The organism is Paenibacillus phytorum (assembly GCF_013141715.1).
GTDB lineage: Bacteria > Bacillota > Bacilli > Paenibacillales > NBRC-103111 > Paenibacillus_E > Paenibacillus_E phytorum.
This window is the reverse complement of the sequence record NZ_WHOA01000263.1, coordinates 25,792-46,848: the sequence shown is the minus strand read 5'-3', so window position 1 is coordinate 46,848 and position 21,057 is coordinate 25,792. Positions and strand designations below refer to the sequence as shown.

The window sequence follows — 21,057 nt, the reverse complement described above, 5'->3', positions numbered from 1 at the left end:
GTAGCCGTTTTTTCAAAAGATGGACGGACTTAAAGCGGCTTCTTGCCCTCATTTTCGATAAGTGGATCACGCTCATTATCTTCGATGATATTACGGGTAGAGTTGCGAAACTCGCGGAGCGTATCACCAAACGCTCGACCAAGCTGCGGCAGCTTAGACGGACCAAACACGATTAAAGCGATAGCCAGAATTAACACTAATCCAGATACACCAATATTGTTAAACATGAACATCATCCTCTTTTCTTTGTGCTTAATTGATAGTCAGCTGTTCGCAGGACTTTCCTGCATGGTTCGCCATTGCCAGCCCGCAACCATTACACTAATTTCAAACAACAGGATTAATGGCACCGTGACCGATAGATGAGATATCATATCGGGTGGGGAGATGCATGAGCCTATGATCGCTAAACCAACGTAGGCGTATTTTCTCGTCATTTTCAATCGCTGCGGCGTCAGCAGACCGATTCTTGTTAGAAATAGAACGACTACGGGCAATTCAAAGGCGATTGCCATGGGGAATACAACTTCGAACAAAAACGAAAAGTAGCGGTCGATTCCATATGTTTCCACAGCGCCGACCGTGTGATTCATACGTATCATAAAACGAATCATCATCGGGAATACCACCCAATAGCTGAATGATACCCCGATAATAAACAGTGCAAATGACACCGGTATGTAGGGAAGGGTGCTTTTAGCCTCCGCATCAGTAAGACCAGGACGAACGAATGCCCACACTTGATAAAGCAGCACTGGAACTGTGAACAATAAAGCAACCAGGAAAGCGCACTTCATGTAGATCATCAACCCGTCCGTAAACGAGAACACGTTCCAATTTATCTCGCCCACCAAAGGTTGCGATTTCATATACCGCAGGATTCTAGGCGAAACATACAGCCCGACACTTAGTGTAACCACAAACCATGCGACCACAATCAGCAAACGTTTGCGGACTTCAGTCAAATGAAAGATCCAATCTTCCTGCTCCATCCCTTCACCCCATTAAACAAAGTCCTATGCCCTAACTTGATTAAACAATCATTCCACCTTGTTTCAAATATTTCGCAATCCCTTCTACTGCCCGATAAGCAAGTGCCCCGACCGTACCCGTAGGATTGTAGCCGCTGTTGTGCGCGAAAGCTGACGCTCCGACAACGAAAACATTTTCAGCATCCCACATTTGCAAGTAGGAATTTACGGCTGAAGTTGAAGGTTCTGCCCCCATAATGACGCCCCCGGTATTGTGCGTAGATTGATAAGGGACGATATTGTAAGGTCCAAGTTGATCCGATGAGCCAATTGTCGTAGCCTTCATTTCCTTCATGATTTCGGCTGCCTTGCCAGCCATGAATTTGACCATTTGCCGATCCTGCTCCTCAAAATCGAAAGTAACCCTGGGCAGCGGCAGGCCATAAGCATCTTTATAGGTAGGATCCAAGTCCACATAATGATGCTTCCACGGCAAACTGCTGCCCTGCGGAGAAACAGAAAGTACACTGTTCGCATATTTGAGTGACTTTTGCTTGAAGTCTTTTCCCCATGTCGGTGTTCCTTTCGGAACCGAGTTGGTAGCGATTGGCCGCTGCCCCGTCTGTGAAATACGCATTCCTGCGCCATGAAGAAAATTGAGGTTGCTGTGGTCAAAATTATCTCCATTGAAATCAGGAATCTCCATGCCAAGGGATCCTGCGCCGGCATACAAATTGAATTCCTTATCGTCAAAAAATCCCGCGGCTGAGCCACCATTGGTCTGATAGCAATAATTTTTACCGATAACTCCTTTGCCGGTAGCTGGATCGTAAGGCTTGCCCAACTTCGAAGTTAGCAAGAGCTTAATGTTATTGAACACGTAGCTCGCCATAATGACCACATCAGCCGGCTGCTCAAACTGTTCTCCCGTAATCGTGTTAATATATACAACCCCACTAGCTTTCTTACCGTCATTGAGAATTTGTATAACATTAGAATAGGTACGCAGCTCAAAATTCCCTGATTTCTGGGCGATAGGCAGCACAGTGACCACGGCATCTGCCTTGGCTCCGTATTCACAACCGAAGCGTTCGCAGTAGCCACAGTATTGACACGCTGCCCGCGTGACTCCATCCGGATTCGTATATTGTTCCGACAGATTGGCCGATGGCATCATATAGGGGTGATATCCCAGCTTTTTCGTTGCTTCTTCAAACAGCTTCAAGACCGGAGTTTTCACCATCGGTTTAGTAGGAAAAGGGCTCGAGCGCTTACCAACCAAAGGGTTTTGGTCTGGATCGCCGGAAATTCCCGCCATCTTCTCGAATTTGTCAAAATACGGCTCTAATTGATCGTAGGTAATACCCCAATCCTGAATGGTCATTCCATCTGGTATTTTCTGTTTCCCATACCTCTCAACCGTTTTACTATAAATTTCAAAATCGTAAGGAAGAAACCGATAGGTTTGCCCATTCCAGTGTATGCTTGCTCCACCGAGTCCTTCCCCGAGCAGGAAAGAACCGTGTTCACGCATCGGAACTGCGGTCATTTTCTCCGTATTGCGAAACGTTACCGTTTCCTTCGATAGATCCTGCATGAGATCCAACCGCTGGGCATAACGCAGTTCATCATGCACCATATAGTAATCCTGTGTAGCTCGCGGCTTCCCGCGTTCCAATCCAACTACCTTAACCCCTTGTTTAGCTAATTCCGCGGCAATGATGCCCCCGACCCATCCCATTCCAACAATGACAACTGGAACTTTCGGCATTTTTGTAGCCATATGCTCTTTCCTTTCTCACCTGTGTTTGTGTTTTCACTAATGGGCGAAATGATCATGCAAACTACGCGGATCCATGACCACGAACTGATCCTTCTCCATAATACTGGCGTAAGTCATCTGATTACCTGGATATTTACGCATCTTCCATCCCAACATGTTCTTGTTACCCCCATACAGCGGATCGCAGTAAACGCCCTCCATGGTCAGCCTGCAGAACAGATTGAAGAATGTTTTGCCCGTTATTCCGTTAATGACCATGATCTCGCCTTTTTCCATGGATGTCAGAATCGCGTCCTTCTCCTCCGGCGTTAAATCAACAAAGGACTTGGAATATTTGGTTTTGCAAGCCTCTTCCATACTTTGAAGCCCCATCGTGAATAACTCGTTACGCTTGATGTTTTGGTAATCCCCCTGCGTCACTTCCCCTTTTATAAAAGGACCTGTCCGATACTCACGTGAATTCACTCCCCATGGACTGGCTAATTGATGGTCAATATAAAAAACGACGCCCAAATCTGTCGCTCCCGGTCCATTTTCATCTTTGGGAAAAATACGTTCAGCCGCCGCTTCCGTCAGCTGCAGTTGCGCTTGATTGAAAAACATAGGGGCTTGATTATAATCGGCTGCTGCTTGTGGCGCTGTTGATGGTGCTGGTGCAGGAGCCGCCTGTTTTTTTCCAAATCCTCCTGAAAGCGCACTGCCGACTACGCCCCCCACTACTACACCGCCAATAGCAGTCCCGGTATATTTCAAAAAACGACGCCGTGAGTGGTCTGGAGAACTTACTTTGTTTTTGTCCGCCAATTTCTCATTCCTCCTTGGAGTTTTTAGTATAAATTGGTTGTTATGGATAGGATGAGCGACCGGTTCATTAATTATTCCGATTGCATGAAAAGTAGCGAATTCGGGAAATGTAGTGACAGAACTCAAATGAAATAAAAGAAGGAGAATGATGCAGTTGAACAAATCATTTCTATGCCTCTTTCTATTGTTAGCCTTCTCCCTAGCTGCCTGTGGGAAGACGACACCTCCGGCAACAACGGGAACTCCAGCAGCAACAGGAACCCCAGCAGCAACTAGCAGCGGGGCAACAACCAAAGTCGACACCCAAGCTGTTTTTAAACAAAGCTGCGTGAGTTGCCATGGTGTTAACCTTGAGGGTGCAGTAGGACCTAATTTACAGAAAGAAGGCAGTAAGCGTTCCAAGGACGAGCTTGCAACGATTATAACGAATGGCAAAGGCGCGATGCCCAGCTTCAAAGGGAAGCTTACGGATGATGAAATCAGCTCTCTAGCTGTTTGGCTTGCAGACAAGAAATAATGGATGCAAAAAAGCTTCGCTCTCCGAGAAGGAAAGCGAAGCTTTTTTATGTTGTCGCCAATTGGCGCAGCGGCATGGTGTAGTAGCTAGCCGGCTGCTGCGCGTCCGGCGGGAAGTGCACAACAAGCAGCTCTTTGCTGCTTTCGTCGATCTCTCCGTTCTGCAGATATGTCTGCAAAGCGAAAGGCAATACCTCAAGCATCGCGTGCTTGTGGAGATCTTTTTCATTGATGCGGAGGCTCTGGAAGTCTCCGCTGATGAGCTCAGGCTGCTCAGCCAGGAGCCTGAGGTAGGCATTCTGCTCGGACTTCTCCAGGGTGAAGTCCCACCAGATTTTGCGCGGCTTATATTTATGACCCAGGAAATAATCCAGTTTCATCAAGCCTTCAATCACGTGCATGTTTTTGGTTTCACGATGCATCAGGAAATCGCGCAAACGGGTAAACAGATCCTCGAGCTGATGCCCAATCTTCTGCCAACCGCGGCCTTCCCAGAAGTCGCCGAACTCTTGAAAGAAATCAAACGCAGAAGCAAATTCTTTGGCGATTAAATATTTGACCGTATGATCCATGCGGTGCGCGTTCCAATATTTCTCGAGCACATCCTCCACCCGTTTGATGCGAATCAAATCAGTGAATGGCAGAATGTCATTGCCGAGAATCTCGTAAGGCGCATGGTCCATGTAAACATAGCCGTATTTATGAGCGTCATTGCGCATCCCTGTGCCGCGCAGCATTTTCAGGAAACCGAGCTGCAGCTCTTCCGGTCCTAGTTCAAAGACATCGTTAAACGTCTTGCGGAACGAGTTATAATCCTCTTCCGGCAAGCCGGCTATCAGATCGAGATGCTGATCGATTTTCAGGCTATTTTTCACCTTAGATACCGTGCGGCTCAGCTTAAAGAAATTTTGCCTGCGCTGCACCAAATCATTGGTTGTATCATTCGTAGATTGGACCCCGATCTCAAAGCGGAATGTACCCGGAGGGGCATTCTCAGCTAGGTAATCGAGTACCTCAGGACGCATGATATCCGCAGTAATCTCAAACTGAAACACGGTGCCGCGATGATTCTCAATGAGGAATTCAAAGATTTCCATCGCATAATCACGCTTAATATTAAACGTCCGATCCACAAACTTGATTAGCTTCGCGCCGGAGTCGATTAAGTAAAGCAGGTCTGACTTGGTACGTTCCATATCAAAATACCGCACACCAACCTCAATACTCGACAGGCAGAATTGACAGGAGAAGGGGCAGCCACGGCTCGTCTCGAAATACACAACGCGATTAGCCAGACTCGGCACATCCTCTGCAAAACGGTGCGGAGACGGGATATCATCCAGCTTCAGCTTAGGTCTGCCCGGCATCAGTACGACTTCCTCGCCTTTGCGATAGGCCAGTCCATAAACAAAATGATATTTGCGAGTCGTTGAAATTTCCGTCAGCAGTTGGTGGAAGGTCTCTTCCCCTTCGCCCATCACAATGAAATCGACCTCAGGAATGCGATTCATCCAGTATTCGGTATCATAAGAGACCTCAGGACCGCCAAGCATGATCAAGAGATCTGGCCGAATCTTTTTGATCATTTTAATAATCGTTATCGTTTCTTCAATGTTCCAAATATAACAAGAAAAACCCAATACATCCGGGGCCTTTTGGTAAATGTCCGAAACGACGTTCATGACAGGGTCTTTAATCGTATATTCTGTAATTTCAACGTCAAAATCCTTCTCGCAGAACGCTTTCAGATAGCGTAAAGCCAAGGAGGTATGAATGAATTTGGCATTAAGTGTGGATACAAGTACTTTCATTATCAAAAAACCTCGTTCTGTTCTCGTTTATCGTACAATCTAATTCTACACGAAAACCGAGGAAATACAAAGGTAAGCCCTCCCAAAGAAGACTAAAGAACCATATCATCATCCAACTGAGGATTCTCATAAGGGAACTGCAAATAGGAGGCTTCCTGAATCGCATTTTTCCACCGTTCAGCATGGGAATACAGCTGTTCTTCGACTTCTTGCATTCTTTGTTGCAATTCACCAGTATTTTCGGCGGGGCCACTTTGCAAAGCCTTTTGCAGGGTGGTGCGCTCTTCGAACCATTGCGTTAACTGATATAAAAGCATTAGGAATTCCCACCTTTTCTCACATGTAGTGTTGCAGCATGTAAGTAGAAGTGTTCCCTTTTTTGGAGGTCTGCATACAGTAGTTGGCTTTTAAGCGCGTTTTGGGCACCTATTCGACGGGGCGGCGTTTGCACTTTGGCTGAGAAGGCCTTTTGGAGCTTCTCAGCTCAACTACCGAGCTTTTAAGCGCCTTTTCCGCCCTTATTCGGCGGGGATGGCGTTTGAGCTTTGGCTGAGAAGGCTTTTTCTGCCTTCTCAGCTTAACTATCAAGCTTTTAAGTGCCTTTTCCGCCCTTAATCGGCGGGGAGGCTACTGAGCTTTCGCTGAGAGGCATTTTGCTACTTCAACACTGCCCCGTCTTGCACGAGAACAGATTGCAGCTCCGCAATGTCAATTTGCGCAGGTTGAATACCATGCTTAACAGCAAGTCCTGCCGCTGAACCGGCTGCTTGCCCTGTTGCCATACAGCTTGGGGTGAGACGCGTTGTCGCGAGTGCTTCATGTGTCGTTGAAATACAGCGCCCTGCGGTCAGCAGGTTCTCGATTTTTTGCGGCAGCAGGCAGCGGTATGGGATGTCGTAAGCTCCGTCACCTTCGACCCAAGCAGCAGTCACACCTTTGCCAGATGGATCGTGAATATCGATCGGATAACCGCTGCGTGCGATAACATCTTCAAAATGGCGTCCTTGCACGACATCGGCAACCTGCAGCGCATACTGGCCGTCAATACGGCGCGTTTCGCGGATACCGATTTGAGCGCCTACCGATGAAATCGAGGCTTTTTCGAAGCCTGGCAGGTTGTTCTTCATGAACTCAGCTACCATCAACACCTGCTTACGCCCCAGCTCTTCAGCTTCTGTCAAATCCTCAACATTAGTTCCATCGAGCCCTTGAACACGCGTAGTGTTGACCAGTACCTCGTCGGCTTCAGGACCTGTGAAGAAGAGCACTTGATCTCGATTAATCGGCAGGTTCGCTTCCTTCCAGTGCTTGTAATAACCCAAAACACCGGACAAAGGCAGATCTGCAAGCTCATCAATCGGTGTCTTTTTATAAAATTCATCCGGATGGTCGATCATGTACTGTTTGACGACTGCCAAATCCACACCGCGCATCCGGAACTTCATCGTCATCGGTTGTGTGAGTTTATCGCCGTCACGCCCTTGTAAACAAGGTGCTCCTGATAGATAAGCAAGATCCGCATCTCCTGTTGTATCGATAAATACTTTGCCCTTCACATCAATTCTACCCGACTTGGACGTTAATTGTACGGACTGGATACGGTTGTCCACGGTCTCTACATGATCAACAAAGCTATGGAATAGCAGCTTAACACCCGCTTCTTTCAACATATCAACAGCAAGCACTTTATAAATCTCAGGGTGGTATGGCGTAATTGTATTCACAAAGCCCACCGTGTCCCGAAGATGGCCGGGGGATGCATTCATTGCCATGAGGCGGTCGATAATTTCTTGCGCTAGTCCTTTAATGACTTGCTTACCATCTGTTGTATGAAATGTCATCCATGGATAAACAAGAGCAGCGGTTGACATCCCGCCAATAAAGCCGTATTTCTCGATCAAAACCGTTTTGGCCCCGCTCCGTCCTGCCGCAATGGCTGCGTTCACACCTGCTGGACCTCCGCCTACAACGACGATATCTGCTTCTATTATTTTGTTCATCTGTATTCGCTCCCTTTGTTTAAGTTCTTCTGAGTTCCTTGCTCCCCCCTTAGTGTAGTTTAAATTCAACCTTCTTTTTAGTTTAAATTTAGTTTAAAATTACAGTTCATTCATTAATTTGAAAAGGGGATTTCATCGACATATGCGCAAACGAATTACGCTTCATGATTTGGCCGCTGAGCTCGGTCTTACGATACAAACGGTGTCTAAAGCGCTGCGTGGACTCCCCGGAATGTCCGAACAGACACGAAGTGAAGTGTTCCGGCTTGCACGCGAGCTTGGTTATATGACCAAAGATCAGAAACAAACGCTGCAGCTGGATCATATTTCACCCTATCCTGTTGTAAAGCGCCGGTTTGTGCTGGTCCAAAACAAACAGTCTTTAAACTTCAATCGACTATTGCTGCAAGGACTGCACGAAAGATTCATGGAATTCGGCCACACGGTGCAGCCTCTCCTCATTCCTCCACACCTAAAGCCATCGCAATTTGAAGCATGGGCTGAGGAGCAAGAGCTGATGTATGCGGAAGGTGTGTTCATTGCGCCGCGAATGAATTTGGACCTTCTGGAGCTGAAATTGTTGGAGCTTCCGCTCCCTCGCATTCTGCTGAACTTCCCTCCGCCGGAAACCAAGGTAGATAGTGTGATTTGGGATGTATACGAGGCTGTTTTTCAAGCTGTTCGAAGGCTTGTGCGAATGGGGCATCGGAAGATTATGTATGTGGGGGATGCGTTGGATCAACGTGGCTTCGTTATCCGGTGGCAGGCCTTTCGTGAAGCAATGAAAGAAGCCGGGTTTACGGTGGATCCGTATGAGCACGCAACGGAGCGAGACGGCACAGATCAGTGGCTGCAGAATTTCGGAGTGCTGTACAGGACGCACAAGCCCACTGCCGTTATTTGCGGTATCGATGAGGAAGCTGCGCCTGCGTATCACACGCTGCGCCGCTTAGGGGTTGCTGTTCCACAGCAATGCTCGTTAGTCGCACTGCTCAATGAACAAAGTGACACGCTCCCACTGTGCTCGCGCCCGCAGCTGCCGATTCGAGAAACCGGCTATCGCGCGGCGGATCGGATGCTTTGGCGGATAGCGAATCCGCATTTACCATTTGAACATGTGCGGTTACAGGGAGAATTTTTCGCGGGGAGCACGATTCAGAAGCTGGCTGGACAGGTAGCGGATAAGTAATTTCCCTTAGGATGTAACTTGAAAGTCGCGCGCTATACAGGATCTTCACTCATAGCGTTTCTTTTGCTTTTGCGAACGTGGTATATTGTAAGGTGAATGATCTGACCGGAAGGTAAGCGATCGCAATAGGAGGTCTTTTTTATGCAAAAGAAGCAAGGTAAGTTTCAAAGTCCAAATAAAAGCCAAAACCAGAATCCCAAATTCAAGCAAAATAAGAGTCAGAGCCAGACTCCTACTCCAACAAAAGGAAACCAAGAGATGAGCACTCGCCAGTACACCGTTAAGGAGTCCTCTGAGCTTCTGCCTTTTTTAATAGAAAAGCTTTCGAGTTTGGGCCGGAATTCCGTAAAAGCCATACTTGCCCGTGGACAAGTCGCAGTGAATGGCAAAGCCGTAACAGCTTACAACTATCCATTGCAGCCAGAGCAGACGGTCACCATTAACAAAGATAAAATCGTCGAAGATATCCCGCTCGCTGGTATGACGATTTTGCATGAAGATGAAGATGTGATAGTCATTCAAAAGGATGCCGGGCTATTATCTATCGCCACAAATACCAAAGAAAATGAGATTACAGCCTATCGTCAGCTCACGGCACATGTTCGGAACCACGATCCGAAGGCTCGAATTTTCGTTGTACATAGACTGGATCGAGATACATCCGGCGTGATGATGTTTGCCAAAAACGAAGAAGCTCAGCAGCACCTACAGAACACTTGGCAGGAGAGTGTCAAAGAACGCACGTACGTTGCCCTGGTTGAAGGTATGGTACGGAAGCCTGAGGGAACCATTTCCTCTTGGCTCAAAGAGCATACGAAGTCGCTTAAAATGTTTTCGACGCCATATCCGAATGATGGACAACACGCAATTACTCATTATAAAACGTTACAAGCGAACAAGAGCTTCTCACTGTTAGAAGTTAATCTCGAAACCGGCCGCAAAAATCAAATCCGCGTTCATATGCAGGACATCGGCCACCCCGTTGTTGGCGATAAGAAATACGGTTCAAAGACGAAGGAAATCGGCCGCCTTGGACTGCATGCGCGAGTGCTTGCATTCTTGCATCCGACAACGGGTCAGCTGCTGCGATTTGAGACGCATATTCCGAAGGTGTTTTTGAATCCGTTTAAAGAGTTACCTGTGAAGAAATAAATGGCTTGGGGAGCGATAAGAGATGCAAATCGTTGTGCTTGATGGCTACACACTAAATCCTGGCGATCTGAACTGGAGCGTATTAGATTCACTCAGTGATCTTGCTGTCTACGATCGAACTGCTGAATCGCAGATCATTGAACGCGCTGCTGACGCGGAGATTGTGTTGACGAATAAGACGCCGCTTTCCGCTCAAATGATTCAGCAACTGCCAAAGCTTCGCTATATCGGCGTACTTGCGACCGGGTACAATATCGTTGATATTCAGGCTGCCAAGGAGAATGGCATTATTGTCACTAACGTACCTGCTTACAGCTCGAATTCTGTTGCTCAATTGGTCTTTGCTTTGTTATTGGAGTTTTGCCATCGGGTGCAGCAGCATAGTGACAGCGTGCTTAATGGGGATTGGTCTGGGTCGATTGATTTCAGCTACAGCCGATCTCCGCTCATGGAGTTAAGCGGTCAGACCATGGGACTTATTGGCTTAGGGCAAATCGGCAAACAAAGCGCGTTGATCGCACAGGCCATGGGGATGAAAGTTATCGCGACTGGCAGTGGAAGAAATGTCCCTCAACCTGTTGAGGGTATCGAGTGGGTGCAGCTCGACGAGCTGCTGCAGCGCTCTGATGTCATTAGTCTCCACTGTCCGTTGACACCGGCTACGAATCAACTGATAGATGCTAAACGGATAGCTCTGATGAAACCGACAGCTATTTTAATTAATACAGCACGAGGCGGTCTTCTCAATGAGGAGGATGTCGCTCATGCGCTCAATGAAGGCAGATTGGCAGGAGCCGGTCTCGATGTGCTAACCATAGAGCCGCCTCGGCCAGACAATCCCTTGCTGCATGCGCGAAATGTGATCATTACCCCGCATATCGCGTGGGCAACTAAAGAAGCACGAGCTAGACTGATGGGTACGGCGGTTGGTAATGTGCGTGCCTATCTAGATGGGCGTCCGGTGAATGTGGTTGGGTAGTGTGTGGAGTACAGAGTGAGTGAGTGAGTGAGTGAGTGAGTGAGTGAGTGAATGAATGAATGAATGAATGAATGAATGAATGAATTCTGGGAATCGTGCCGTGCATCCCTGTTGTGTGGTGGATTTAGTGATGTTTTACATCGCTAACTGAGCTCATTTCCTCCTCATGCACACTTTAGCGATGAAAAACATCGCTATGCGAGTAGATTAGACTATTTCACTTGGGTTCGGTAGTTTTAAGCATGTTTTATATCGCTAACGAAACACATTTCCTCTTCATGCACACTTTAGTGATGAAAAACATCGCTACAGCGAGCAGATTAGACTATTTCACTTGGGTTCGGTTGTTTTAAGGATGTTTTACATCGCTAACTGAGCACATTTCCTCTTCATGCACACTTTAGCGATGTAAAACATCGCTATGGCGAGTAGATTAGACTATTTCACTTGGGTTCGGCAGTTTTAAGGATGTTTTATATCGCTATCGAAGCTCATTTCCTCCTCATTCACACTTTAGTGATGAAAAACATCACTACAGGGGCTTGAATTAGGAAAATCAACCAGTTGATCTAGCCTGCTCTCGCGCCCCGCAAACATAAACGAAATCAGCATTATAAGGACGAAAAAACCACCGTGATAGGGTTCGCTCCCTAAACGGTGGTCTTCTCTATATGCGGGCTGCGGGTATCCACAGCCTCGTTATTTTGACCGCTTAAGTGTTAAACCACTTAAGCGGTTTTTCGATTTCATAGCGTTACTTCAGCAATGCCGCATAATCCATCTGCGGCACAAGCCCTTCCTCCGCAGCCCGCTGGAGCAAGGTCAAGACGGCGCCATAGCCGCTCTCACCCAGATCAGCGGTAAACTCATTCACATACAAGTCGATGTGCGCCCCAGCAACCTGAGGGTCCATCTCCTGCGCGTGCTGCATGACGTAGTCGCGCGATGCTTCCGGATGCGCCCACGCGTATTCGACCGAGGCGCGGGTCCAGCCCGCAAGCGCCTCAAGATCCATGGAGCGCCGCGCAATGATGGCGCCCAGCGGGATCGGCAGGTTGGTGTCCGACTCCCACCAACTGCCTAGATCTGTCAGAAGCGCTAACCCGTACGACGGGTAAGTGAAGCGCGCTTCATGAATGACGAGGCCGGCATCGATGAGGCCGTCCCGCACGGCGGGCATGATCTCGTGGAACGGCATGACCACGATTTCCCCAACGCCGCCCGGAACGTTCTGTGCCGCCCAGAGGCGGAACAGTAAGTACGCGGTCGAGCGCTCGCTCGGCACAGCGACCCGGCGGCCGCTGAGCATGGCCGGGTCTGGCACTGTCCTCGCTGTTCCCTCTGTTCCCGTTGTCCCTGCTGTTCCCGTTGTCCCTGCTGTTCCCGTTGTCCCTGCTGCTCCCTCTGTTCCATCTGTTCCCGTTGCTCCCTCTACGCCGCTGTTCTTCGTCAGCACCAGCGGTCCGCAGCCTCTGCCCAAGGCGCCGCCGCAGGGCAGCAGGGCGTAGTCCTTCAGCACCCAAGGCAGTGCTGCGTAAGAGATCTTGAGGACATCCGGCCCGCTGCCTTCTGCAGCTAGCTTGTTCGTAATGTCGATGTCGGCATATAAGACATCCAGCTCGGGGGCACCTGGGATTAACCCATGCGCCCAAGCATGGAACACAAATGTATCATTTGGACAAGGTGAATACGCAATCTTCATAATTAAAGCACCTCCGCTAGGACTGAACTTGCTGCTTCTAAAGCCTTAAAGGCATCGCCGATACGCCAAGCGTCTCGGTCGCGAGGACCAACCGCGTTGGAGATCGCGCGGATCTCCAGCACTTGCACGCCGCGCTGCTGCGCAGCCGTCGCAATGCCGAAGCCTTCCATGGCTTCGGCAGCCGCTCCAGGCACGCGCGCAGCCAGCGCAGCAGCTGTCGCTGCCGTCCCGGTGGCCGTTGCCACCGTGAGCACTGGCGCCATCTGCGCCGGCAGACCAGCGGCTAACAACGCCGCTGTCACTCGCTCGGCCACATCCGCGGCAACACCAACGCGCGTCGAGCCGAAGCCAAGCTCGTCCAGGCTGCTGAAGCCATCCAGCAGCTCCACGCCAAGATCCGCAGCGATGATCTCGCTCGCCACAACAAGCGAGCCTATCTCCGCTTGCCCTACAAATCCGCCGGCAATACCGGCGATAATAACCAAATCATATTCAGCTTTCGCAAGCTCAATTGCTCCGTTCACTGCTGCCGCAGCAATTCCAACGCCAGCTAGGGCAAATTCAAATCTGCTGTCATGGCCAAGGCCTCGCTGGACTGCATCTCTTTCAGGAGCTACAGCTGTCATTACAAGTACACGCATCGTTGTTCCAATCCCCTTTTATGATCAATAACCATTCTTATATACGATTATTTTACATGACCATGATCAAATAGGAAACTTTCGAGGAATGACCAACTTTCTCGATCGATTCCATAATGTTGACATTTTCACCTAATTTAATTATTATCTAATTAGATATTCATCGAACTAGAAACTCTTCTAAGGAGGTGCACCCACCATGCAATTAGATAAAATCATTACCTATCACAAGGCTCTCGCCGATGCAACGCGTATACGCATGCTTATTTTACTAGCCGATGGAGAGCTTAACGGTCAAGTTCTTGCCGAGAAATTGGGTGTTACCCCAGCAACCATCACCCATCACGCAACCAAGCTTCGCGAGGCCAGCCTCATCAATGAGCGTAGAGACAAGAACACCATTTACTTCACTTTAAATGAGTATTTCATTCGCGGTAATGCCACCGCGACGGCTGATCTCATTTTCAAAAATAAGAAGGGAGAAACTGAACCTATGAAGGATGAAGACCGTAATCAGAACCTCAAGCAATCTGTCATTCGGAACTTTATAACCTTAGATGGCAAACTCAAGCATATCCCTGCTCAGCTCAAGAAAAAACTTATCGTCCTAGAACATCTTGTAGAGCAGCTTGAAAAAGGACGCACCTACACAGAGAAGGAACTGAATGCATTTATTAAGAACTACCACCCCGACTTCGCAACGATTCGACGAGAATTCATTATGCACCAGTTCATGTTTCGCGAGAACGAGATATACGAGCTCAATCCAGTGGAGATGTGGGCCAAATGGGAGAATTTATCCTAATTTGGATTGGATCTATAAAAAAAAGGACGGTTCCCAGTCGATTAAACGACCTAAGAACTCGTCCTTGCCTTTATATCCTTACCCTTTTTAAAAGAAACGTTTTGGATTCATTATACTACCTCCAGCAATCGCTTCTCCATTCATCTCATCCCGCTGCTGCATACAAGGTGTTGGACACGTTACCCAATTTTAATTATCCAGATCAGGACATTCATCCATGCGCCCTCTAGTTGAATGACATATAGTAATTGTGTGAAGGGAGGGATTGACATGAGTTGTGGTTGCGGTCCTACTGTACCATATACTGGCACAGCTGTAGTCCTCGTTTTATACATCCTCTTGGTTATCGTTCTTAGTACTTTCGGATTTGGATGGTAATAAAATAACAAGCGGCTGGGACGATGATTCATGTTCCGGCCGCTTTTCGTTTTTCAACCCTGTTTAGATAACAAAATAATACCCATTAAAAAAGCCAAGCGTCACGAAAACCTGTAGAATCATAAACAGCATCATATAGAAAATCCGGGCATTTCTCCACTTTTCGGTTAACGTCACTAAGTAGAAATAAAGCGGTATACTTACCATCATATAGCGTACGACGCTTACGAGAAATAAGGGTTGACTTGAAAATGGGATGACGATTAGCAGCAAGCCATAAACGAAAAATAGCAGCTCGTGCTTATTCATCACAAGCTTTTTCATATGAACAAAGAGGTAGCTCAAAAAGACTACAAATACAGCCGTCGATACGGTAAAAGCAATGAAGCCGTTGTCCCAGCCATCAGGCGTGGAGAAGTAAGGCTTTTTCAAATAACCAATATAATTGACAAATGGGATGGTTGTATACCGGAACCAGTGCAAGCTCTGTTCATGAAAAGGTGCCAAGAAATCACCGGTGACGATTTTCATATGTAGGAGATAAATTCCCATTGGGATAAGGGACAAAATGCTATACAACGACCATTTCAGGTAACGCCAGGTCCATTTGAACCCTTCGTCCATAAACACGGTACCCATGACAAAAGCAAGGTTGATAAACCCAGGTACCCTTGTTACGGTGGATAAACTTGCAGCTATAAAGGCGAGTGCATACTTTTTGCTGCCTGCATAATAGATGGAAGCTGCCGAGAGCAGCAGAAACAGACTCTCTGTGTACGGTAGGGTATAGTAAAGCGACGATGGGTAAATCACAATTAGCAATAGCACGGTTCCCGCCTGACGTTCACTGAGTCCCCGCTGCAAGGCAATAAAATAGATATAAATAAGAGCTCCAAGCAAACATAGATTCGAAACGATCATACCGACTATCGCAGGCTCGAACCAAAATATTTTACCAAGTAAGAAAATCAGCAGCGGGAACAAGGGAAAGAAAACCCAATTAGCAGCTGTATGTGGTTCGTCCATCCGAAACTTATCATAGCCTTGTGTCGCTATTTTTAAATAGGAATACGTATCAAACTTGATAAAATCCTCTAACCTCAGCTTCTCCGTAGAAGCTAATTCTCCAGGAAGCTTCACCGTCCACTTGGACAAGGTGCCTGGCACATTCTGCATATACACCGGTACCTGAGAAGATTTACTGAACAAATTCATCCCGATATATCCAGTAAATAGCATGAGTGCACGAGAAATAAGGACAAGCAAGACAATCGATAGAATCACATTGACCTTTCCTCTTTTTGGCGCTTTCTCTATCAGCAGTTCCATCCTTCATCTCTCCTATCCGAGCATCATTTATCTTTTCTGTAAATTTACCTGATTCCTCCTCTTTTACCAAGTTAAGGATTCGTAAAGAACTTATTAAATGGACGTTCATTTGTTAAAAATGTTTAATTTTCGTTAAAAATTAATATTTTACATACATTACGATATAATGAAATCCATATATCAACCTTTTAATCCCCTTTTCAGAATGGAGACGAGAATTGTGGTTTATCCCGTTTTGACCATTGTGGTCCCCTGTTATAACGAAGAAGAAGTACTTCCAGAAACGGTATTCCAACTTACCAATGTGTTACAAACTCTCATCTCTGATAAACTAATTGCTACCACAAGCACAGTGCTGTTTGTCGACGATGGCAGCAAGGATGCGACTTGGACACTTATTGAACGCTTCCACGCCTCCAGTCCCTTTATTACTGGGCTTAAGCTTGCAAAAAATGCCGGCCATCAAAGCGCTTTGCTCGCAGGGCTTATGAAAGCCAAAACCTATTCGGACTGCGTCGTTTCCATCGATGCCGATCTGCAAGATGACACGAATGTCATTCGCGAGTTTATCGTCAAATTCCACGAGGGATACGATATCGTTTATGGCATCCGACAGGATCGCTCAGCGGATACGTTTTTCAAGCGAGCCACGGCTCAAGGTTTTTATAGATTAATGACATCGCTTGGTGTGAAAATTCATTACAATCATGCGGATTTCCGTTTAATGAGCAAGCGTACCCTCGAAAATTTAGAGAAATTTCAAGAGGTTAATTTATTTCTTCGCGGTATGGTGCCATTACTTGGCTTCCCATCTACTCAGGTTTATTACGACCGTAAAGAACGCTTTGCCGGAGAATCCAAATATCCGCTTCGCAAAATGCTCGCATTCGCCTTCGATGGCATCACGTCGTTCAGTGTAACCCCTATTCGCTTCGTCACCTTGATGGGTTTCCTCCTATTCGCGCTGAGTGTCGTTGCCGGCTTATACGCAATTGTAGGCAAAATCCTCGGAGCGAACGTTACCGGTTGGACATCGCTTATTCTTTCGGTTTGGTTCATTGGAGGCGTTCAGCTTCTCGCTCTTGGCTTAATTGGTGAATACATAGGTAAAATATATAAAGAAGTGAAGCAGCGTCCGCTTTTCGTCATTGAGAAAGATTTGACAGCAACTGGACAGGCTCAAGAAGCGGTCCATACGCCATCCACCCAAGTAAGCTCCACACGGTGATCATACGATGAACCGGATAAAAGCTTTGTTGACTAGCAGCTTCGCGCGCTTCTTACTTGTCGGTCTGTTCAATACATTGGTTGGCCTGTCAGCCAGTTTTGCATTCTTTAATCTGCTTCACCTAAATTATTGGGTTTCCACTTTCGCAGGAAATACCCTAGGCGCTATAGTAAGCTACACGCTGAATCGTACATTTACGTTTCGTTCCAATGTCAGCGTCGGCAGCAGTTGGTGGAAATTTGCTGTTGTTATCTTGAGCTGTTATGGCGTCTCTTATGGTTTAAGTTGGGTGCTTGCAGAAGCAGCAAGCTCTGTCTTGCCATCCGTGCGGGCAGATTGGCTGCACAATGCTGCCATTTTGGTTGGAAATGGCTTGTATACGGTTGGAAATTATTTGGGACATAAATATTTTACATTCCGTACTCATGGTACGGACAACCCCAGGGCATCCTAATCACCAAGAGGTGATGCCTAATGGCACGAAGAAGAAGCAACCGGGCCATCGTGCCCGGATCGGAACACGGCCTGGGACTGCTCAAGGCGCAAGTCATGAAGAATCAGGGATATAATGTCAACCCAGAACGACCTGATCTCGTCAAATATGAAGTAGCCCGAACGCTTGGCGTTCCCCTTCAGCAAGGCTACAACGGGCAGCTTAGCTCGGAAGACGCGGGCAAGGTCGGCGGTCCGATTGGCGGGGCAATGGTGCGAGAGCTTGTGCGCATGGCGCAGCAGCAGCTCGCGAATCAGCGGCCACCGCAGCGATAGGTTCGTGACAGACAGCCATATTCCGCCGCGGGTGTACATAAACTAGTAGCAAGCTGCTCGCAGCGCTACTTTCTATGTAGAAGTCAGGTGATGATGGCTGATGAATCCCCCAGGCAACCGAATGCCTAAGTCCGACTGGAAAGGGCTGTCGGCGCAAGCTGGCGATGTGCTGGGCCCCGAATTCTGGCAGGATATTGCCAGTATCATCCCGCTAACCGGGCCAAGAGTTGATATGTATGAGACACCACAGGAACTCGTTGTTGTGGCTGAAGTTCCCGGATTGTCTTCGCCCGAGCAGATTCAGCTTTCTTTCCGTGACCAATCGCTGCTTATGCGCGGGATGCTCGTTCGGCCTTACCAAGTACTCGATGAGCAAATGCTGTTGTCCGAGCGATTCTTTGGAGCATTCGAGAGAGTTTTCCGCCTGCCCGGTAACGCTATGACCGATCAAATGCGGGCGCAGTATCACAACGGTTTGCTCATCATTCGAATCCCGCTTGCTCCTCCGGATGGAGAGAAAGTTATCCCTATACAGTTCACTTAATGAACACACAGTAAACCAAATAAAGATTACCTTCTGTCCGGCCTTACTGGCCGATTGGTTGGTAATCTTTTTCATATCCTTAAATTAATCTTTGCCAAAAAGAGAAATGATTCTCCCTTTGTCCCCATATAAATAAAGGAGATCGTTCGGAAATGCAGGATTGGAGGGATAAACTGTGGTGCGCATACAATTTCAATCTATACATATTGATGGAATCGCCGAAACATCCAGTGTGAATAGGGGGACGAATCGGATCATCGGAAGACGTCATTCCGAGAAGCTTAATCAGGGGCTCGGGGAAATAAGCGGGGAGCATAATGTTATTCTGGGTGGCAAGCATACTGTCCAAGATGACGACACCTTTGATGTTAAACCATCTACACGGAAGAGCTGAGAATACTCATGTGGTTTCAAAAAAAGAAAACGTCCCCGCCCAAAACGCAGCCAACTACAGGAACAGCTAAAGCTAAAGCATCAACCCCAGCTAGAACTGAAGCTAGTTCTGGAGCTAGATCAGAAGTTAAAGCCGTGTCTCACGTTCATGATCAGCATGTTCAGCAATTAGAACGGCGTCTTCGCAAATTAGAAGAAGAATTGGCTGATCTCACTGCCAAACACCCAAAGATACATATAGATACCCTGCATATCCATCAACCCGTTTTAGAAAACTTAACCTTTCGGCTGGATCAACTCGATATCAAGGAACTGAGCGGTTCATTGAATTTAGGTAACAATTTCGGTGCCAAGCCAAATGAGAAAAGTGTACCCGTTGATGAAGCTTTTAAACGTGCTCAAGTGTCAAAAGAAAGTAAAGTCGCCGGCTCTCGTACAGCTGCTGAAGGTGTAGATGCTGCATCACATGCTGCTGCCGCTCCGAAAACAGAGCGAACCTCGACCGGTTATAAATACACTCCGCAGTCCAAATCATAAAGAGGTGATACAAGGTGTCCTCCTTCATGTCTCCAACGTTCATTATCGGCTCAATCCGCATCGGATCGGTTCAAAGCGCGTCCTGCCTCAATATGGGCAATAATTGGCCGACCGATTTTCAAAGCAATCAGAAAACGGTCCAAGGCTTTGGCGCTGTCGAAGGCGACAACAATCAGTTAGTTGGAACTCGCTCTATGCTCAACGACTCCGATTTCCTTGATATGCTCAATATCGGCGATAACGAAACGCCCGAGTGGCTGCAGAACATGATTGCCAACCAGGCTCAGACGTCCGGCTTTACCCCTGCTCCCGCCAGCCCTCAGGCTGAACAAACAACAAATGCTCCGCTAACTGCTGATTGAAGCAGCGCGGAGCATTCTTTTTTTATACACGGCCAATGATCAAATCCCCTTTGGTATAAGGTGCATCGATGATGTCATTATCGTAAACTGTGTTGATATTATAAAGCACGTAATTATGATCACCGTTTATCTCTCCAAGGCCATTGTTTGCTTTCCCACTTGTAGACCAATTTACTTGTGTGTTGGTGCCGATAAAAATACCGGATGCATCGGCTATGGAATTAACATGGATAGAATCAAATTCGATGAGCGGCGGCTCTAGCGGGCACGGTAATTTCAGCACGACATTCACCCACCATTCAACTATACTTGATTAGTAACAGCTGGTTTAAAATCCTGATCATTAATTGGTGCATCAATAAAATCGTTGTCATAGATGAAATTAACAATATTGGCGGAGAAGGTATTTCCGATCCATTGACCGGTTCCGTAATTGTTTTTGCTGTGTGAATCCCAGCTGGATTGCGCATTCTCACCGATCCCGACGGTGGCATTCGTATTTTGACTATTTATATTAATCATGTTAAAAACGATGGAACTCGGCACACTGCTCACTCCCTGTCCTTGGATAACTTTCAGCTTCTTCAGCCCAGTTTGACGGACTTTGGCCGGAGATGTATCTTAGCCTATTCATCCAGAGCTGAAATGGTGCAAAAAAAAAGACCCTTTCCCTAATCGGGAAAGAGTCCTCCTTTACCAGAAGAATCCTGGACCACCGAAGCCGAATCCTGGACCACCGAAGCCAAATCCTGGACCACCGAAGCCAAATCCTGGACCACCGAAGCCGCCAAATCCACCAAAAGCAAAAGGTGATGTACCAATCGCTAACAGATCAAACAAAACCAATGGAATAACGGCTTTTACTTGAACCTTTTCGCCTTTTTGCGGAGCAACAATCAACGTGTTACCGCTGATCCGCACCAATTTACCAGTTACTTGAGTTCCGTCTTTCTTCAGAGCCACGATATTTTTCCCGACCAATTTCCGAACGTCGTCTTTACGAATTTTTGATGCCACGAACGTCCACCTCCTTCAAATAGAGATACATTGCTCTACAGTGTACGGCTATGTAGGTAACATCGCTTGGATAGCTGTCCACTGTCCAGTAAAAATACGCGGTTGCCCTCACTCCGTTCAACGTAAAAAAAATTGCCGTATCTCCAGC

At 47.4% G+C, this 21,057-nt stretch carries 25 protein-coding genes; 12 read left to right on the top strand and 13 right to left on the bottom strand.

The window, feature by feature from the left end; translation table 11 throughout:
• Window positions 1-29: 29 nt before the first annotated feature.
• From GC098_RS39275 to GC098_RS39260, 4 genes are read right to left on the bottom strand one after another with little or no spacing between them, the layout of a single operon-like run.
• Complete coding sequence (locus tag GC098_RS39275) at window positions 30-227, bottom strand: twin-arginine translocase TatA/TatE family subunit (protein ID WP_047681186.1); 198 nt, start codon at window positions 225-227, stop codon at window positions 30-32.
• Window positions 228-263: 36 nt separating this feature from the next.
• Entirely contained in the window at window positions 264-992 is a 729-nt protein-coding gene (gene tatC / locus GC098_RS39270) for a twin-arginine translocase subunit TatC (RefSeq protein WP_171649746.1), read from the bottom strand.
• Between the two features lie 40 nt (window positions 993-1,032).
• Window positions 1,033-2,754, bottom strand: a complete 1,722-nt coding sequence (locus GC098_RS39265) for a GMC family oxidoreductase (RefSeq protein ID WP_171649745.1) — start codon at window positions 2,752-2,754, stop codon at window positions 1,033-1,035.
• 36 nt (window positions 2,755-2,790) lie between these two features.
• On the bottom strand, window positions 2,791-3,558 hold the full coding sequence (locus tag GC098_RS39260; protein ID WP_171649744.1) for a gluconate 2-dehydrogenase subunit 3 family protein: 768 nt from the start codon (window positions 3,556-3,558) through the stop codon (window positions 2,791-2,793).
• A gap of 154 nt (window positions 3,559-3,712) precedes the next feature.
• Between GC098_RS39260 and GC098_RS39255 the strand changes: the two genes are divergently transcribed.
• Window positions 3,713-4,075, top strand: coding sequence for a c-type cytochrome (locus tag GC098_RS39255; RefSeq protein WP_246359231.1), 363 nt, complete (start codon window positions 3,713-3,715; stop codon window positions 4,073-4,075).
• 46 nt (window positions 4,076-4,121) lie between these two features.
• Here GC098_RS39255 and GC098_RS39250 read toward each other — a convergent pair whose 3' ends face one another.
• The 3 genes from GC098_RS39250 to GC098_RS39240 all read right to left on the bottom strand — a co-directional run bounded on the left by GC098_RS39250 (window position 4,122) and on the right by GC098_RS39240 (window position 7,885).
• Entirely contained in the window at window positions 4,122-5,885 is a 1,764-nt protein-coding gene (locus tag GC098_RS39250; RefSeq protein ID WP_171649742.1) for a B12-binding domain-containing radical SAM protein, read from the bottom strand.
• A 92-nt stretch (window positions 5,886-5,977) separates the two neighbouring features.
• Window positions 5,978-6,202, bottom strand: a complete 225-nt coding sequence (locus GC098_RS39245; RefSeq protein WP_171649741.1) for a hypothetical protein — start codon at window positions 6,200-6,202, stop codon at window positions 5,978-5,980.
• A gap of 339 nt (window positions 6,203-6,541) precedes the next feature.
• Complete coding sequence (locus GC098_RS39240; protein ID WP_171649740.1) at window positions 6,542-7,885, bottom strand: FAD-dependent oxidoreductase; 1,344 nt, start codon at window positions 7,883-7,885, stop codon at window positions 6,542-6,544.
• A 142-nt stretch (window positions 7,886-8,027) separates the two neighbouring features.
• Between GC098_RS39240 and GC098_RS39235 the strand changes: the two genes are divergently transcribed.
• The 3 genes from GC098_RS39235 (at window position 8,028) to GC098_RS39225 (ending at window position 11,205) form a co-directional block, all read left to right on the top strand.
• Entirely contained in the window at window positions 8,028-9,074 is a 1,047-nt protein-coding gene (locus tag GC098_RS39235; protein ID WP_171649739.1) for a LacI family DNA-binding transcriptional regulator, read from the top strand.
• A 258-nt stretch (window positions 9,075-9,332) separates the two neighbouring features.
• Window positions 9,333-10,226 carry an RluA family pseudouridine synthase gene (locus GC098_RS39230; protein WP_246359234.1) on the top strand — a complete coding sequence of 298 codons (894 nt, stop codon included), beginning with the start codon at window positions 9,333-9,335 and terminating at the stop codon, window positions 10,224-10,226.
• 22 nt (window positions 10,227-10,248) lie between these two features.
• The gene (locus GC098_RS39225) at window positions 10,249-11,205 is read left to right on the top strand and encodes a D-2-hydroxyacid dehydrogenase (RefSeq protein WP_171649737.1); all 957 of its coding nucleotides are present in this window, start codon (window positions 10,249-10,251) and stop codon (window positions 11,203-11,205) included.
• A 754-nt stretch (window positions 11,206-11,959) separates the two neighbouring features.
• Here the strand turns inward: GC098_RS39225 and GC098_RS39220 are convergent.
• Window positions 11,960-12,907 carry a 1,4-dihydroxy-6-naphtoate synthase gene (locus GC098_RS39220; protein WP_171649736.1) on the bottom strand — a complete coding sequence of 316 codons (948 nt, stop codon included), beginning with the start codon at window positions 12,905-12,907 and terminating at the stop codon, window positions 11,960-11,962.
• Window positions 12,908-12,909: 2 nt separating this feature from the next.
• Window positions 12,910-13,548 (bottom strand): futalosine hydrolase, encoded by a 639-nt coding sequence (locus GC098_RS39215; RefSeq protein ID WP_171649735.1) that lies wholly within the window; start codon window positions 13,546-13,548, stop codon window positions 12,910-12,912.
• 199 nt (window positions 13,549-13,747) lie between these two features.
• Here GC098_RS39215 and GC098_RS39210 point away from each other — a divergent pair, with 199 nt between their 5' ends.
• Window positions 13,748-14,353 carry a DUF2087 domain-containing protein gene (locus tag GC098_RS39210; protein ID WP_171649734.1) on the top strand — a complete coding sequence of 202 codons (606 nt, stop codon included), beginning with the start codon at window positions 13,748-13,750 and terminating at the stop codon, window positions 14,351-14,353.
• A gap of 441 nt (window positions 14,354-14,794) precedes the next feature.
• Here GC098_RS39210 and GC098_RS39205 read toward each other — a convergent pair whose 3' ends face one another.
• The gene (locus GC098_RS39205) at window positions 14,795-16,060 is read right to left on the bottom strand and encodes a mannosyltransferase family protein (protein ID WP_171649733.1); all 1,266 of its coding nucleotides are present in this window, start codon (window positions 16,058-16,060) and stop codon (window positions 14,795-14,797) included.
• A 205-nt stretch (window positions 16,061-16,265) separates the two neighbouring features.
• On the opposite strand from GC098_RS39205, the gene GC098_RS39200 reads away from it, so the two are divergent.
• From GC098_RS39200 to GC098_RS39170, 7 genes are all read left to right on the top strand, one after another.
• Window positions 16,266-17,288, top strand: coding sequence for a glycosyltransferase family 2 protein (locus tag GC098_RS39200; RefSeq protein ID WP_171649732.1), 1,023 nt, complete (start codon window positions 16,266-16,268; stop codon window positions 17,286-17,288).
• A gap of 7 nt (window positions 17,289-17,295) precedes the next feature.
• Complete coding sequence (locus GC098_RS39195; protein ID WP_246359230.1) at window positions 17,296-17,742, top strand: GtrA family protein; 447 nt, start codon at window positions 17,296-17,298, stop codon at window positions 17,740-17,742.
• Between the two features lie 20 nt (window positions 17,743-17,762).
• Window positions 17,763-18,056, top strand: coding sequence for an alpha/beta-type small acid-soluble spore protein (locus GC098_RS39190; RefSeq protein ID WP_029199178.1), 294 nt, complete (start codon window positions 17,763-17,765; stop codon window positions 18,054-18,056).
• Window positions 18,057-18,156: 100 nt separating this feature from the next.
• Window positions 18,157-18,600, top strand: coding sequence for an Hsp20/alpha crystallin family protein (locus GC098_RS39185; protein WP_171649731.1), 444 nt, complete (start codon window positions 18,157-18,159; stop codon window positions 18,598-18,600).
• A 175-nt stretch (window positions 18,601-18,775) separates the two neighbouring features.
• A complete protein-coding gene (locus GC098_RS39180; protein ID WP_171649730.1) occupies window positions 18,776-18,994 on the top strand; it encodes a hypothetical protein in 219 nt (72 codons plus the stop codon).
• An 8-nt stretch (window positions 18,995-19,002) separates the two neighbouring features.
• Complete coding sequence (locus GC098_RS39175; protein ID WP_171649729.1) at window positions 19,003-19,530, top strand: hypothetical protein; 528 nt, start codon at window positions 19,003-19,005, stop codon at window positions 19,528-19,530.
• Between the two features lie 26 nt (window positions 19,531-19,556).
• Window positions 19,557-19,892, top strand: coding sequence for a hypothetical protein (locus GC098_RS39170; RefSeq protein WP_246359229.1), 336 nt, complete (start codon window positions 19,557-19,559; stop codon window positions 19,890-19,892).
• Window positions 19,893-19,914: 22 nt separating this feature from the next.
• On the opposite strand, the gene GC098_RS39165 is transcribed toward GC098_RS39170, so the two are convergent.
• The 3 genes from GC098_RS39165 to GC098_RS39155 form a co-directional block, all read right to left on the bottom strand.
• On the bottom strand, window positions 19,915-20,175 hold the full coding sequence (locus tag GC098_RS39165) for a hypothetical protein (protein WP_171649728.1): 261 nt from the start codon (window positions 20,173-20,175) through the stop codon (window positions 19,915-19,917).
• 20 nt (window positions 20,176-20,195) lie between these two features.
• Complete coding sequence (locus GC098_RS39160) at window positions 20,196-20,414, bottom strand: hypothetical protein (protein WP_171649727.1); 219 nt, start codon at window positions 20,412-20,414, stop codon at window positions 20,196-20,198.
• Between the two features lie 171 nt (window positions 20,415-20,585).
• Entirely contained in the window at window positions 20,586-20,909 is a 324-nt protein-coding gene (locus GC098_RS39155) for a 50S ribosomal protein L33 (protein ID WP_171649726.1), read from the bottom strand.
• Window positions 20,910-21,057 lie beyond the last annotated feature (148 nt).